The sequence below is a fragment of the Cecembia rubra genome, from assembly GCF_003014575.1.
GTDB lineage: Bacteria > Bacteroidota > Bacteroidia > Cytophagales > Cyclobacteriaceae > Cecembia_A > Cecembia_A rubra.
This window is the reverse complement of record NZ_PYGF01000001.1, coordinates 859887-873496: the sequence shown is the minus strand read 5'-3', so window position 1 is coordinate 873496 and position 13610 is coordinate 859887. Positions and strand designations below refer to the sequence as shown.

The 13610-nt window shown below is 39.5% G+C and carries 15 protein-coding genes; 11 read left to right on the top strand and 4 right to left on the bottom strand.

All coding sequences use genetic code 11. The features are described 5' to 3' along the window. Positions 1–58 precede the first annotated feature (58 nt). The 3 genes from nadA (at position 59) to CLV48_RS03595 (ending at position 2594) form a co-directional block, all read left to right on the top strand. On the top strand, positions 59–1006 hold the full coding sequence (gene nadA, locus CLV48_RS03605; RefSeq protein ID WP_106565833.1) for a quinolinate synthase NadA: 948 nt from the start codon (positions 59–61) through the stop codon (positions 1004–1006). A 162-nt stretch (positions 1007–1168) separates the two neighbouring features. Continuing rightward, entirely contained in the window at positions 1169–1576 is a 408-nt protein-coding gene (locus CLV48_RS03600; RefSeq protein WP_106566127.1) for a 6-pyruvoyl trahydropterin synthase family protein, read from the top strand. Next, positions 1557–2594, top strand: a complete 1038-nt coding sequence (locus tag CLV48_RS03595; protein ID WP_106565832.1) for a COX15/CtaA family protein — start codon at positions 1557–1559, stop codon at positions 2592–2594. Before CLV48_RS03600 ends, CLV48_RS03595 begins: the two co-directional genes overlap by 20 nt. Before the next feature lie 94 nt (positions 2595–2688). On the opposite strand, the gene CLV48_RS03590 is transcribed toward CLV48_RS03595, so the two are convergent. The 4 genes from CLV48_RS03590 to CLV48_RS03575 form a co-directional block, all read right to left on the bottom strand. After that, positions 2689–3279, bottom strand: a complete 591-nt coding sequence (locus tag CLV48_RS03590; protein ID WP_106565831.1) for an SCO family protein — start codon at positions 3277–3279, stop codon at positions 2689–2691. A gap of 29 nt (positions 3280–3308) precedes the next feature. After that, positions 3309–4073 carry a formylglycine-generating enzyme family protein gene (locus CLV48_RS03585; protein ID WP_106565830.1) on the bottom strand — a complete coding sequence of 255 codons (765 nt, stop codon included), beginning with the start codon at positions 4071–4073 and terminating at the stop codon, positions 3309–3311. After that, on the bottom strand, positions 4070–5548 hold the full coding sequence (nirK, locus tag CLV48_RS03580; RefSeq protein ID WP_245889472.1) for a copper-containing nitrite reductase: 1479 nt from the start codon (positions 5546–5548) through the stop codon (positions 4070–4072). The genes CLV48_RS03585 and nirK overlap by 4 nt, the downstream gene beginning before the upstream one ends. A gap of 162 nt (positions 5549–5710) precedes the next feature. Beyond that, the gene (locus CLV48_RS03575) at positions 5711–6403 is read right to left on the bottom strand and encodes a Crp/Fnr family transcriptional regulator (protein ID WP_106565829.1); all 693 of its coding nucleotides are present in this window, start codon (positions 6401–6403) and stop codon (positions 5711–5713) included. 218 nt (positions 6404–6621) lie between these two features. Between CLV48_RS03575 and CLV48_RS03570 the strand changes: the two genes are divergently transcribed. From CLV48_RS03570 to CLV48_RS03535, 8 genes are all read left to right on the top strand, one after another. Further along, on the top strand, positions 6622–7062 hold the full coding sequence (locus CLV48_RS03570; protein WP_106565828.1) for a c-type cytochrome: 441 nt from the start codon (positions 6622–6624) through the stop codon (positions 7060–7062). 4 nt (positions 7063–7066) lie between these two features. Next, complete coding sequence (locus CLV48_RS03565; RefSeq protein ID WP_106565827.1) at positions 7067–8422, top strand: cbb3-type cytochrome c oxidase subunit I; 1356 nt, start codon at positions 7067–7069, stop codon at positions 8420–8422. Between the two features lie 131 nt (positions 8423–8553). Further along, positions 8554–9333 carry a CbbQ/NirQ/NorQ/GpvN family protein gene (locus CLV48_RS03560; protein WP_106565826.1) on the top strand — a complete coding sequence of 260 codons (780 nt, stop codon included), beginning with the start codon at positions 8554–8556 and terminating at the stop codon, positions 9331–9333. 173 nt (positions 9334–9506) lie between these two features. Then, the gene (locus tag CLV48_RS03555; RefSeq protein WP_106566125.1) at positions 9507–11273 is read left to right on the top strand and encodes a nitric oxide reductase activation protein NorD; all 1767 of its coding nucleotides are present in this window, start codon (positions 9507–9509) and stop codon (positions 11271–11273) included. 1 nt (position 11274) lies between these two features. Beyond that, a complete protein-coding gene (locus CLV48_RS03550; RefSeq protein WP_106565825.1) occupies positions 11275–12240 on the top strand; it encodes a DUF438 domain-containing protein in 966 nt (321 codons plus the stop codon). After that, the gene (locus tag CLV48_RS03545) at positions 12231–12818 is read left to right on the top strand and encodes a cytochrome c oxidase subunit 3 (RefSeq protein WP_106565824.1); all 588 of its coding nucleotides are present in this window, start codon (positions 12231–12233) and stop codon (positions 12816–12818) included. Before CLV48_RS03550 ends, CLV48_RS03545 begins: the two co-directional genes overlap by 10 nt. 1 nt (position 12819) lies before the next feature. Continuing rightward, positions 12820–13065 carry a hypothetical protein gene (locus tag CLV48_RS03540; RefSeq protein WP_106565823.1) on the top strand — a complete coding sequence of 82 codons (246 nt, stop codon included), beginning with the start codon at positions 12820–12822 and terminating at the stop codon, positions 13063–13065. 75 nt (positions 13066–13140) lie between these two features. Next, on the top strand, positions 13141–13578 hold the full coding sequence (locus CLV48_RS03535; protein ID WP_106565822.1) for an RrF2 family transcriptional regulator: 438 nt from the start codon (positions 13141–13143) through the stop codon (positions 13576–13578). The last annotated feature ends 32 nt before the right edge of the window (positions 13579–13610 follow it).

The following is a 13610-nucleotide window of genomic DNA, read 5'->3' as shown; positions in this document are numbered from 1 at the left end:
AAAACAAGTCCTTTAGAATTGGATCACAGTTTCTAAAAGTCAGTAAAAAGTAAATCAAATGCTACCTGGATCATCAGAGAACACCTTGCATAATATGATTACAGCTATCAAGAAGGAAAAAAATGCTGTAATCCTTGCCCATTATTACCAATCACCCGAAATCCAGGAAGTCGCTGATTTTGTTGGGGACAGCCTTGAGCTTTCCAGAAAAGCAATGGAAACCGATTCCTCTATTATCGTATTTGCAGGAGTGCATTTCATGGGAGAAACGGCAAAGATCATTAATCCAAAGAAAAAAGTCCTCATACCCGACCTGGGAGCCGGATGTTCTCTTTCAGACTCATGTACACCTGAAGCATTTAAAAGGGAGAAAGCTTTAAATCCAGATCATGTTTTTGTAACCTACATAAATTGTTCTGCTGAGGTCAAGGCCATGTCAGATATAATTTGCACCTCTTCCAATGCTGAAAAAATCATTGATTCAATCCCAAAAACCAAGAAGATATATTTTTCACCAGATAAAAATCTTGGGAAATATCTAGTTGCTAAGACCGGGAGGGATATAAAATTATGGAACGGATCCTGTGTCGTCCATGAGGCTTTTTCTCTTGAAAAGGTCATGGATTTGATGGTTTTGTATCCCAATGCAAAAATCCTTGTCCATCCAGAGGCCGATTTCCCACTCTTAAAAATAGCTGATTATATTGGAAGCACTTCGGGTATGATCAGGTTTGTCCAGGAAGATGAGTCCAATGAATTTCTCATAGGTACAGAATCAGGAATCATTCACCAAATGGCAAAAAAAGCTCCGGAAAAAGTTTTAATACCAATTCCTATTGCCGAGGACAATACCTGCGCTTGCAGCGAATGTGCCTTTATGAAAGTCAATACCTTACAGAAACTTTATAATTGTCTCTTGTATGAAAATCCGGAAATTGTCCTGGATCCCAATATACAGCAAGAAGCTCTCCATCCACTTATGCGGATGCTGGAACTGTCAAAATAAAAAGTTTAAAATTAATATCTGAGTGCAGAATTGGACAAATTAACTGACTGAAATTCTCCTGAGTGGTTTTGGATTTCAATACTTATGGTCATGGGAAAAGGCCTAAAAGTCATCACTTGGGAGATTCAACCGTCAATGCCATATTGGACCAAAATATCAACTATGCTTAGCATTACAAAGATTTTTACCTTCGAATCGGCCCACCGCATTACGGATTACGATGGGCCCTGCTGTCAGGTACATGGACATAGTTATGTGCTGCATGTAACTGTTTCTGGCAAAGAGCTTGAAAATGACATGTTGTTGGACTTCAAATTGCTGAAAAGTATTTTACAGGAAGGTGTTATCAGTCAATTCGACCATGCATTAATCCTGAAAGAAAACGAAAAAAACCGATTGGATTTTGGAGGTTTCGACCAAAAGATCTTATGGATGGATGATGAACCCACAGCAGAACGGATGTTGCTTTGGATCAAAGACAGGATTATTCCCAAATTACCCCCAAAAGTAAATTTAGAAAGTCTTAACCTATACGAAACAGCCACATGTTATGCTACTTGGACCCCTTGATCCACAAGTAAAATACCAAAAATCAATTCATACTTGGCTGATGTCTGGTGTGGTCCTAGTTCTATTGTTGGTAGTGATAGGAGGGATCACTAGGCTTACCCTCTCAGGCTTGTCCATGGTCCGTTGGGAACCCATTATGGGAACTATCCCTCCCTTGACTGAAAAGCAATGGCAAAAGGAGTTCGCAGATTATCAGACCAGTCCGGAATTTAAGGTGTTCAACAGTCATTTTAGCTTGTCTGAATTTAAAAAGATATATTTCTGGGAATACCTGCATAGATTGATCGGCAGGATAGTGGGATTGGTATTTTTAATTCCCGGAGCTTTCTTCTGGCTCAAAGGAGCCTTTGACCGTAGAATGAAAAGGCAGGTCATTTTGATTTTTTGCGGAGGGCTCTTTCAGGGGTTTTTAGGTTGGTACATGGTAAAAAGCGGTTTAGTTGATATACCACATGTCAGCCATTACCGATTGGCCGCCCATCTTTCCACAGCATTGGCTTTGGCGGCTTATATCTATTGGGTAGCCTTGGAGTGGAAGCCGTTTAAAAAACACCGATCTTTTGACACCAAACAGGCGACAATAGCTGTAATGCTTATATTGGCTATACAGATAATTTATGGAGCTTTTGTGGCGGGATTAAAGGCAGGAAAAATGTACAATACATTTCCAAAGATGGGCAGGTCATGGATTCCCTCAGACCTCAAGACTGCTTTTGAAATAAGCGGTATTTCTTCTTTGTTTGAAAATGGTATAGTTGTACAATTCGTCCATCGCTATTTGGCCTATTTGGTTCTATTAGGAGTTATTTGGCTATGGTGGAAGATCAAAAAACATCATGTAAGGTTAATTAAAACTGCCAACCTTTTATTGATTTTGATAGGTATTCAGTTTTTTCTTGGGGTATTGACGCTGATTTGGGCTGTTCCCATCAGCTTGGGTGTTTTGCATCAACTTGGAGCAGTTCTGCTGCTTCTGGTTTTAGTTGCTTTATTGAAAAAAACAAGCAGTTCGAATTAAGTAGGGTAAATCCAGGATAATCTTATTTCCAGTAAGGTCTTATTATCTTCAGTATCAGGCATATGAAAGTTGAAGTAAGTGGCTTTACTTTGACTCAAAGCTTTGCAATGGCCAGAATATTTTCCACGATTTCATCATTTTCCAGTCCTAATCCTTCTTTTTGGAACTTCATCACTCCATGTTTATCAAATACAGAAATGATATTGGAATGGGAGAAATCAATGGGGCTGATCTGTTTGTATTTTACAGACATGATATTTGCAAAATCCCTGACGTCATCTTCATTTCCCTGTAAAAACAGCCATTTTTGATCTTCCAGGCCATTTTCCTTAGCAAAAGCTTTCAATTTTTCAGGCGTATCATTTTTGGGGTCTATGCTCACGAGGACATATTGTATATCTTTTCCTTTCTTTCCGGTCACTTTTTCTTCAATCATCCTCATATCAGCTACAAGTCTGGGACAAGCAGTTTTGCAAGAGGTATAAATCATGACAACCACTAATGTTTTTCCCTTGAGATTTTTGAATTCAATGCTTTCTCCGTATTGGGTTTTCCATTCGGATGGCAATTGGTATATCGATAATTCGTCGAGTTGATCTATCTCTGTGATTTGGTAATCTATTGTGCTGTTTTCTTGACAGGAAAACAGCAGAAATATAATGAGGATAAGATGTGTGTATTTCATATTGGATTCAAAGAATATTCTGATGATAATTATGGAGTATCTTTTGCACACCTAAATCCCAAGGTGGTGATGGAGTAATTGGCTTTCAAACTTGTCCTCATGGCATAGCGCATAAATGCCGCGTAATTCATCATGTCCTTAGCACCAATGGCACCGCTGGCACAGAATAATCCAGCATCAGTATTGCCGTTATTGCGGGATTCACCTGTCAGGATGATGGAATTGAAGTCCTGAGTCCATTCCCAAACCATTCCATGCATATCTTTTATTCCCCAAAAATTACCTTTAGACAGCCCCACTGATTTCATAAAGGTTTTTGGCTCTTCATAACTTCTAAGGATGGAAAGGTTATATAAAATATCTGTTCTTGCGTCTTTTTTGCTTGCTGAGGCCATTGCAGCATATTCCCATTCGTCCACTGTGGGAAGTCTTTTGCCTTGGCATTCGCAATAGGCTTTGGCGGCAAACCAAGAGACCATGGTCACAGGTTTGTCCAAAAATTCTTTGGGGGCAGAAAAGTCATTTTCCCAATTGGACAAATACCTTCCATCTGCAAATAATTTGGAAACTTTGGATTTCTGCCATTTGGGATTTTTGTTGACAAATTCCAGGTAATCAGCATAAGTAACAGGATTAATATCCATATAGAAATCTCTGATTTTTACCTCGGATTGTTCAACTATCCCGTAGAGGGGGGTATAAATTCCCCCCTTTACCAGTGCCATATTACTTTGTTGGGCAGATGCATTGTTTATCAAAAACAATCCTGCCAGCAAAAGGAATATTTTTCTCATTTTTTCCTTCTTTTACTTACCATCTCCGGAGTTACATGGGTACCATTATTTCCCCAGCTATTGTATACATAAGTCAGGACAGCTGCTGCTTCTTCATCTTTTAACTGTTGGGAAGGCATGATGCTGTTATATTTTTTGCCATTTACTGTAATTTCTCCTGAAAGTCCGTTTAGAAGTACATCTATGGCACGGTTGACATCTGCATTTAAGTAATCAGCCTTAGCCAATGGAGGGAAGGCATTAGCTACGCCTTCACCATTGGATTGGTGACAGGCAAAGCAGGCCTGCATATAGATTTTTTTACCGGCTTCTATAAGTTCAGATTTGTTCATTGGGCTTGGCTGAGTTACTTTTGAACCATCGACAGGCATTTTTTGAATTGTCCCTCCTTCTGGTAAATAGATGCCTTCCATGATCTCACCGGCGAAAATTTTATTGTTTTTCTCCCCTGTTACACTTATCACACCCAAAGCCCCTTTGTTAAAGGCTCTAAAAATCGAGTGGTCCACCAACACCAGATTGGATGGTACTTCTGCTTTGAATTCCAAAATAGCCGCACCACCTGCAGGTACCAAAGTAGTTCCCACATTGTAATTGATCTGGTCTCCACCTTCAACATAAACTTTGTCAAAAATCTCACCTATCACATGGAAGGATGAAGCCAGGTTAGGCCCACCATTTCCAAAGAAAATCCTGATAGTTTCTCCAGCTTTGGCCTGAAGGGCATTTTCACCGATCAGGGAATTGACACTTCCATTGAATACTACATAATCCGGCCTCTCATCATATGCTTTTTGCATATCAAATGGCTGAAGACCTGGTTCTCCAAATTTTCCTTCAGTGTAAAAATCACCTTGCATGACATAGAATTCCTTATCTACCGGAGGAAGTCCGCCTTCTGGTTCGACAAGTATAAGACCATACATTCCATTGGCGATATGCATGCCCACTGGTGCGGTTGCACAATGGTAAACAAATAATCCTGGGTTAATCAATTTAAAGGAAAAGGTTTTTTCATGTCCGGGAGCAACGAAAGAGGCTTCTGCACCACCTCCTTGTCCGGTTACGGAGTGAAGGTCGATGTTATGGGGAAGCTTATTATTAGGGTGGTTTTTAATTTTGAATTCTACCTCATCTCCGACTCTGGCACGAATGAATGAACCAGGGACTGTTCCCCCAAAAGTCCAGAATACATAGGATACTCCATCGGCCATGACCATTTCATCTTCAATGATTTCCATTTCCATATAAAGTTTCATGGCTGGCCTATTCCCAATTGGAGGAGGTACGTGAGGTGGTGAGGTCAGTTCGGCCACCATTTCACCAAATACTTTGGTTTTGCTGTGGTCTTTCATGGATTTCGAGAGTCCTGTATTTTTGGATTGGCCCTGTGTACAGGCATAAAGGATCATTCCAGATAAAAGGATTAAAAGATAGGAATATCCTTTAAATTGATTTGGTTTTGCTGTAATCATAGTCATTAAGTTAGAGTTTATTATAGGGGTGATTCAATTAGGCGTATTGAATTCTAAACCGAAAGCAAAGTAAAAGTGTAAATAGGTTTTGCCTTATGACAATTGTCAATCCTATATTTTTATTTTGGCATGAAAGATCCTGCAATTTCGCAGATACCATAATTAATATTCGATGGCAATACAATAATGGCTGAGCGTAGCTTTTAATGCCTCGAGGTCATGTAAAACAATAGTCCGGTCTTCAGTGTCAAGGAGTTTATCTTTTCTTAAATTGGAAATAACACGGCTTACCTGTTCAGAATTGGTTCCGATAATCTGGGCAATTTCTTGCCTGCTAAGGTAGATCTTAGTCTGATTTGAATTTTGATCATTAGAAGTTTCGGCTATGTAAAGGAGGCCAAGGATAACTTTTTCCTCATTATTCATCATTGCCAGGCATTTTGTTCTGATTTCACTTTTTCTCAACTCCCGGGAATAAAACCTCATCACTTCAATGGTGAATTTTGGATTTTCAAGGAAGGCTTCCTGTAAGGTTCTATTGTCTACAAAACAAATTTCTGATTCTGATAAAGTAACAGCACCAATACTGTATTTTTCCAATCCAAATGCTGTATGGCCAAGCATATGTCCTTCTTTTGCTAACCTTACTGTTTGTTCTTTCCCGTTGATATTCGAACTAATGATTTTCACCTGGCCTCTTTTGATGAAATAGGCACCCATAACCAGACTACCTTCAAAAAATATAAACTGGTTTTTAGGATAGTGGGGTGTATTTTTCTTTGATGAGATTTTTTCAATCCAATCAAGTGTACAGTTATTGATAAGACAAGATTGATTACAGCATTCCAGACACATATTTTAGGCGATTATTAGGTCTTTGCAAGTACCCATAAAATTCCTGGTAAATTTTTGTGTATGGATCAGGAGCGAACATGATTTATGTCATGTTTGACAATATTTTAAAAAAAAATCCAGCTTGATCCCTTGTTTTTTGTTTTCCGATAGTATATTCGAAACATAAAAGATAAAAAGGTCTTTTAATCTTTGATAATTTAACCTTAACCCAATTCAATATGCTATCAAAATCACAAGCAAGGACGTTCTTTCTCGGTGGTACGGTGGTGACCTTTCTGATATTTATCGGACTGACAGTCTACTCAATGGCCCCGAGCAATGATCAGTCCAACCACCTCAACATCACCGAACAGGTAATTAAGGGGAAGCACCTTTGGGAAACCAATAATTGCATGGGCTGCCACACCATTTTGGGTGAAGGTGGATATTATGCACCGGAACTTACCAAAGTGATCGATAGGAGAGGAGCTCCTTTGATCAAAGCCATCCTCCAGTCACCTGTGCCATGGGCTCCAAATGGAAGGAAAATGGTTGCCTATGAAATGAGTAATGAAGATGCCGATGCGGTCATTGAGTACCTTAAATGGATAGGTGAAATTGACCTCAACGGCTTCGATAGAGTTGTTTCACCTTTGGCTAAAGACAAATTAAAAGACTGATACTATGAAATTTAAATCACAACAGGTAGCCTACTGGTTTTTTGCTTTGTGTATGCTGCTATTTGCCTTGCAAATTATATATGGGTTTATCATGGGATTTGCCCGAATAGGCATGGATGGCCTACATGATTGGATTCCTTTTAACACTGCCAGGGCAGTGCACACAAATTTATTGGTTGTATGGTTGCTCACTGGATTTATGGGGGCAGCATATTATATTATTCCTGAAGAGGCCCAACGCGAGCTTGTCAGTGTAAAGCTTGCTTATGTGCAATTGATTTCTTTGGCTGTGGTGGGTGTCTTAGCGATTACCGGTTATCATTTCAATATATGGGAAGGCAGGAAATTCCTTGAAATTCCACGTGAACTGGATTATCTCGTGGTTATAAACGTGTTGCTTTTTCTCGGAATCATCCTGGCCACCTTGTTCAAAGGAAAGAGGCAGACTACGACTGCACTGGTATTGACCATGGGATTGGTGTTTGCAGCCTTGCTTTACCTGCCGGGAATGATCTGGTTCGATTCCCAGGTTACAGATTCATTTTTCCGTTGGTGGGTAGTTCACCTTTGGGTTGAGGGTGTATGGGAATTGATCATGGGCGGTATCCTCGCTTTCTTACTTATCAAACTCACTGGAGTGGATAGGGAGGTCATCGAAAAATGGTTGTATGTAATTGTAGGTCTGACTTTCCTTTCCGGCATTCTTGGTACAGGTCACCACTATTACTACATTGGTGTCAACAAGATCTGGTTGGTAGTAGGTGGTGTTTTCTCCGCGCTTGAGCCGCTTGCATTTTTGGCTATGGCCCTGTTTGCTGTCTATATGTACCGCAAAGGGGAAAAATCACATCCCAACAAGATTGCTTTGTTCTGGACAATTGGAGCTTCTATCGTATCCTTTATCGGTGCCGGCCTATTGGGTTTTGCACATACACTTCCTCAGACAAACATCTTTACCCACGGTACCCTGGTTACTGCCATGCACGGGCACTATGCCTTCTGGGGCGCCTATGCCATGATCGTATTGGCCATTATCAGTTATTCCTTACCCAATATCACAGGAAGAAAGCGCCATGATAATACCAATGGTCACCTGGCATTCTGGCTATCCAATATCGGCATGCTTGGAATGGTCGTGGCTCTTGGTGTTGCAGGCGTTGTTCAGGTTTATCTCGAGAGAAGACTAGGTATGGACTTTATGATTGCTCAAGAAGAAGCAAAAATCCACTTTGTAGTCATGTTACTCTGTGCTACTCTATTTACAACAGGTATCATACTCTACATTTATGAATTTATTAAATATGGTAAACCTTCAGATGAAGCTTTAACCAAGAAAGATGAAACAGTTTTGGTTAGTTGATTTGCAACTCACCAATCTGCTAATATTTAATATCGGTTGACGGTTTGTTTCCTTATCAGGTTTGCCGATCCCTGATTGTAGTCGGGTTGCCAAGTTTGGCAACCTGACTTTACAAATAAAAAATTAAAATCATGGTTACCGAAGCACCTTATTATCATCAGACATATCAGGAATCGGATGTTTTCTTACATGCCTTCCGAAACCGTATTCCATTATTGCTCAAAGGACCTACCGGAACTGGTAAATCCAGGTTTGTGGAATACATGGCCCATACCACAGGTCAAAAGTTAATCACAGTCTCCTGCCATGAAGAAACTTCTTCTACTGATCTGATAGGCAGATATATTATTAAAGGAGCCGAAACTGTTTGGGTAGACGGCCCATTGACCACAGCTGTACGAGAAGGTGCAATACTCTATCTGGATGAAGTGGCGGAAGCGAGGCCCGATGTCATTGTAGCTATTCACTCACTCACCGACCATAGGAGGGAACTGTTTATTGATAAGTTGGGGGAGACTGTAAAAGCCAATGAAAACTTTATGCTGATAGCCTCTTTTAATCCCGGTTACCAAAGAGGATTCAAAGAATTGAAACCTTCAACAAGGCAACGTTTTGTGGCTTTGAACTTCGCATATCCCGAAGCAAAAATTGAAACTGAAATTTTGGTCAATGAAACAGGGGTAGACAAGGATATTGCCAAAAAATTGGTCAGTATCGGTGGGAAAATAAGGAATTTAATTGAATTGGGACTTTCAGAGACCGTATCCACAAGGTTGTTGGTCGATGCCGCTAAATTGATCCACTCTGGATTACCGAAGCGATTGTCCTGCCATGTAGCCATAGTTGAACCCTTAAGTGATGATGAGCAGGCAAGAGAGTCATTGAAAGACCTAATAGACCTTATGATTTAATTGAAATTGAAGACAAAGTTAAGCCTGAAATTTACCTGGGAAGTAATTGATATGAACAGGGTTTAGTCTACCGATAGGTACATAATAATTTCAGGTTTTGCCATGCAGTTCAAAGGGAATGATGGAGCAATCCTCTTCCTGAATCAATGTTGAATCAAAAAAAGAACAGTAAAATGGGATTGGATTTAGATGAATGGGTATATGGGAAATTGGTGCGCTATTTCAAAAAAAGCAGGCTTAAGGCTGAGCAGGAGATGCACCAAAAGGTGGATTTGGAAAATATAAGGCCAAGATTGACTTATTTGGCCAGGGCAATTACAGGTAAACCCATCGATATATATCCAGCAGAAGCGGAAGGAGGATTTAAAAACAATAATTTCTTCTTACCCAGATCATTTTCAGAACTCCCCACTTGGGAAGAAAATCTCTATTTCTACTTTTTCAGAACCTTATATCTCAGTACCCAGCAGGACTTAGGCTACAATTGGACAAAGGAGACCGATGACATTGTCCTTTCCCGTCAGATGGCAGCACAGACCGCTCCTGCTGTCCTGGATAAGTTGAACCATGATTTTAGAATTGCAGGGCAGTTACATGAAAAACTAAAAAACCATTTCCAATCCAAAGTCAGAGCAGGAGAACAAGCAGATTTGAGCTTGCTTTATGGAAAATGGATGTATAATGATGCTTCTTTCGGTTCAGAAGATGAGCTCCACAATTTTGATGACCGTAGCAAAAAGGGAAAAGATGAAAACCCGACAACTACAATACAGGCTAGAGCTGTGGAGGAAGTCAAAAATCTTACCATAGATAAAAAGCAGCAGGAGGATTATGTATTGCTGCACAATTTTGAAAAGGTAGAGACAGCAGAAGAAGCCAATGGTGTGTGGAGGGATTTTGATGGGAAAGATGAGTTAGAAGAGCATCATGATGCATTGGATGAACTGAGCATGAAATTTACTGTAAGGGTAGATGATCCTGCTCATTCTGTCTACCAGGCAGAGTTTGTGGAAAATACCACTGTTTCTGAAAGTGCAGAGCGGGATGATAAAGGTTTTCATCTATGCTACGATGAATGGGACTTTCATAAAAAAACCTATAAGACCAGATTTTGTAAGGTTTATCCCAAGAGTCAGCTGAAATCTGATTTAGCCTATTATCAAAATACGATTTCAAAAAACGCCGGAACATTATTGGGATTGAGGAAGATGCTTACTTCTGTCAATAATAAAATGCAGCAACAACGCCGGCAGAGCCAGGGTAATGAATTTGATATTGATGCGCTTACAGACTTGTATGTAGATGTACATGCAAGAAAAACCCCTTCTGAAAATATCTACTTATCTACAAAGAAAAAAGAGAAGGACCTGTCCATCCTCTTACTGCTTGATGTAAGCCTATCCAGTGATGGTTATGCTGCAAATAACCGAGTGATTGATGTTGAAAAAGAGGTTTCTATTCTATTTGGGGAGATTTTGAATGAGTTTAAGATTGACTTTTCCATTGACGGTTTCTTTTCCAAAACCAGAAATTACTCCACCTATTTGACGCTCAAGGAATTTGATGAGAGCTGGCAAGAAGGAAAGCAAAAAATAGGTGCTGTGGAACCTCAGGGCTATACCCGGATTGGGGCAGCGCTTAGGCATGCGGGAGCAAGGTTGGATAAGAGGAAAACCAAAAACAAATGGGTAATACTGATTTCAGACGGTAAGCCCAATGATTATGACCGGTATGAAGGAAAATACGGTATCCAGGATATCAAACAGGCACTTCGTGAACTGAATGAAAGGCAGATACATTCCTATGCACTGGCAATTGAAGCACAGGCCAAATACTACTTACCACAGATGTTTGGTCAAAACCATTACCAGATCTTGACCACTCCAGTAGAGCTGCTGAGCTCTTTGGTCAAATTGTATGAAAGGATAAAACACCAGTAAAATGAACCCTTACGAACAAGAAATTGACCTACCAAAAGGTCATCCAATTCATAATTACCTACAAGAAACAGCCTTGATCCATCAATTAATTGATGAACTGGAAAAATGCGATATAGCTAGTAATTACCAGGTTTTCTATAACCTTTTCAATAAACTTAACAATATAGAAAGACGTTTTGAGCGGAAAGAGAACCAGCTATTTCCTTTTTTAGAAAAGGCAGGATGGAACGGTCCTTCTCAAAACATGTGGTCTTTTCATGATACCATCCGGAACATTTTCAAATTTGTAAGAGAAAAAGTGGAAACCCATGATTATAGGGGCGTCAATGAAAACTTCCATCATTTGGCCAATAATATCAGGCGCTTGATGCTGGTGGAAGAAAGTGTTCTTTTTCCAAACTCCCTGCAAATGTTGAAAGAGGAGGATTGGCATTTGATGCGCAAAGGAGAAGATGAAATAGGGTGGATGCTGGATAAAAAACCTTCCGATTACCCTGATTATGGTTATGTCCATCCCTCGGAAGATTTTCACCAAAGAGATTTAAGCTTTACCAAAGCTGAAAGTCAGCATTACGATGAAGGGTATATGACCATTGAACAGGTTAACCTCTTGCTAAAGACTATGCCTTTGGATATCACATATGTGGATGAAAATGACAAAGTTATTTTTTACAACAGAGGAGAGGAAAGGACATTTCCCAGAAGTGCAGGAATAATAGGCCGGGAGGTAAAGTTTTGTCACCCGCCAAAGAGTGTACATACTGTATTGATGATTCTTGAAGAATTCAGGAAAGGAACACAAAACGAAGCCTCGTTTTGGATCAATTACAAAGGAAGGTTAATTTATATCCGTTATTTCGCTGTCAGGGACTCCGGAAAAAACTACAAAGGTGTCGTAGAAATGTCACAGGACATCACAGAAATCAGGCATATTCAAGGAGAGAAAAGATTGTTGGAATGGAAGTAAAAGTTCAAGCAATCGATCATAGGGATATCTTTTATCCACCTGGAGGGATTTTGTTATGGTTAATTATCATCTTGGAGTTGATAACCTTTGGATTGGGTATCGCCGGTTTGGTGTATTATGGAAGAATTGAACCCGAAGTATTTCACCAATCAAGACTTCAATTAAATTCTTTTATAGGCACTGTGAATACCATGGTCTTATTGATCAGTGGGTATTTTATGGCCAATACAATTGTCAAGCATAAATCAGGTGATATTATTGCTACCCGGAAATACCTGAAGTGGACAATATTGGGCGGCATGCTTTTCGTTGGACTTAAATGCTACGAATATGTTGAAAAATTGACCGGCAATCTAGAGTTGGAAGATAATATGTTTTTCACCTTTTATTGGTTAATGACAGGTTTCCATCTTGCACATGTTTTGGTGGGTCTTGTTATTTTATCTTTCAGCTGGTGGCATCTTAAAACAAATCCCTCATCTGTTCAGGGGGCAGATTTGGAATCTGGCGCTGCATTTTGGCATATGTGTGATTTGATTTGGCTTTTCTTATTCCCCTCCTTATACCTTATATTCTAATATGGAAAAGAAGAATTTAAGCATACTCTTTATATTGATTGGGCTTACACTGGTAATGGCATTACTTGATGTTTTCAATCTTGAAATTGGAAATTATCTGACCAGTATGGTGATGGGTATAGCTGCTGTAAAATTTCTTCTGGTCGCATTTGCGTTCATGGATTTAAGAAAGGCACATTTCTTCTGGAAATTTGCGACAGTATTGATTGGATTACTGATCGTACTGGTTGTAGGTTTTTGGGTTTAAAAACTTTAAGGTTAAAATTTGATTGAAACAAAAAAAATAACTTAATTTCAGAGTTGAATGTCTTAATTAAGAAGAATGAAAGTACTATCCCAAACGAGCAAATATGGTATAAGGGCACTTCTGTATGTGGTAAGTCATCCGGGTACTGGACAGTTTGTGAGTATTGGAGAAATTGCCAAAGAATTGAACCTATCTTTTCATTTCTTAACCAAAATATTCAGGGAATTAACCAACAAAGGGATTTTGCATTCTTATAGAGGCCCAGCAGGTGGCATTGCATTGGCTAAGCCTGCAGATCAAATTAAATTGGTAGATATTGTATTGGCATTAGAAGGAGATGATTACTTTGACAATTGTCTTTTGGGCTTTCCTGGTTGTGGAGTGGAAAAACCCTGTCCTGTCCATAATTTTTGGAAAGGAATCAGATCAGAAATAAAGTCACATCTCTTAAACACAAGCCTTGCCCAATTGGGAGAAAAAATAGTTGCAGAAGAAGTACGATTATATGATTGAAAAAAATTTACAATTAATTAAGAATTAATACT

Bases quoted from the DNA above. Each gene is read 5' to 3' on its own strand.
- CLV48_RS03575 (WP_106565829.1), bottom strand. From the start codon at position 6,403: ATGTGTCTGGAATGCTGTAATCAATCTTGTCTTATCAATAACTGTACA.
- nadA (WP_106565833.1), top strand. From the start codon at position 59: ATGCTACCTGGATCATCAGAGAACACCTTGCATAATATGATTACAGCT.
- CLV48_RS03570 (WP_106565828.1), top strand. From the start codon at position 6,622: ATGCTATCAAAATCACAAGCAAGGACGTTCTTTCTCGGTGGTACGGTG.
- nirK (WP_245889472.1), bottom strand. From the start codon at position 5,548: ATGATTACAGCAAAACCAAATCAATTTAAAGGATATTCCTATCTTTTA.
- CLV48_RS03565 (WP_106565827.1), top strand. From the start codon at position 7,067: ATGAAATTTAAATCACAACAGGTAGCCTACTGGTTTTTTGCTTTGTGT.
- CLV48_RS03585 (WP_106565830.1), bottom strand. From the start codon at position 4,073: ATGAGAAAAATATTCCTTTTGCTGGCAGGATTGTTTTTGATAAACAAT.
- CLV48_RS03535 (WP_106565822.1), top strand. From the start codon at position 13,141: ATGAAAGTACTATCCCAAACGAGCAAATATGGTATAAGGGCACTTCTG.
- CLV48_RS03595 (WP_106565832.1), top strand. From the start codon at position 1,557: ATGCTACTTGGACCCCTTGATCCACAAGTAAAATACCAAAAATCAATT.
- CLV48_RS03590 (WP_106565831.1), bottom strand. From the start codon at position 3,279: ATGAAATACACACATCTTATCCTCATTATATTTCTGCTGTTTTCCTGT.
- CLV48_RS03600 (WP_106566127.1), top strand. From the start codon at position 1,169: ATGCTTAGCATTACAAAGATTTTTACCTTCGAATCGGCCCACCGCATT.
- CLV48_RS03545 (WP_106565824.1), top strand. From the start codon at position 12,231: ATGGAAGTAAAAGTTCAAGCAATCGATCATAGGGATATCTTTTATCCA.
- CLV48_RS03550 (WP_106565825.1), top strand. From the start codon at position 11,275: ATGAACCCTTACGAACAAGAAATTGACCTACCAAAAGGTCATCCAATT.
- CLV48_RS03555 (WP_106566125.1), top strand. From the start codon at position 9,507: ATGGGATTGGATTTAGATGAATGGGTATATGGGAAATTGGTGCGCTAT.
- CLV48_RS03540 (WP_106565823.1), top strand. From the start codon at position 12,820: ATGGAAAAGAAGAATTTAAGCATACTCTTTATATTGATTGGGCTTACA.
- CLV48_RS03560 (WP_106565826.1), top strand. From the start codon at position 8,554: ATGGTTACCGAAGCACCTTATTATCATCAGACATATCAGGAATCGGAT.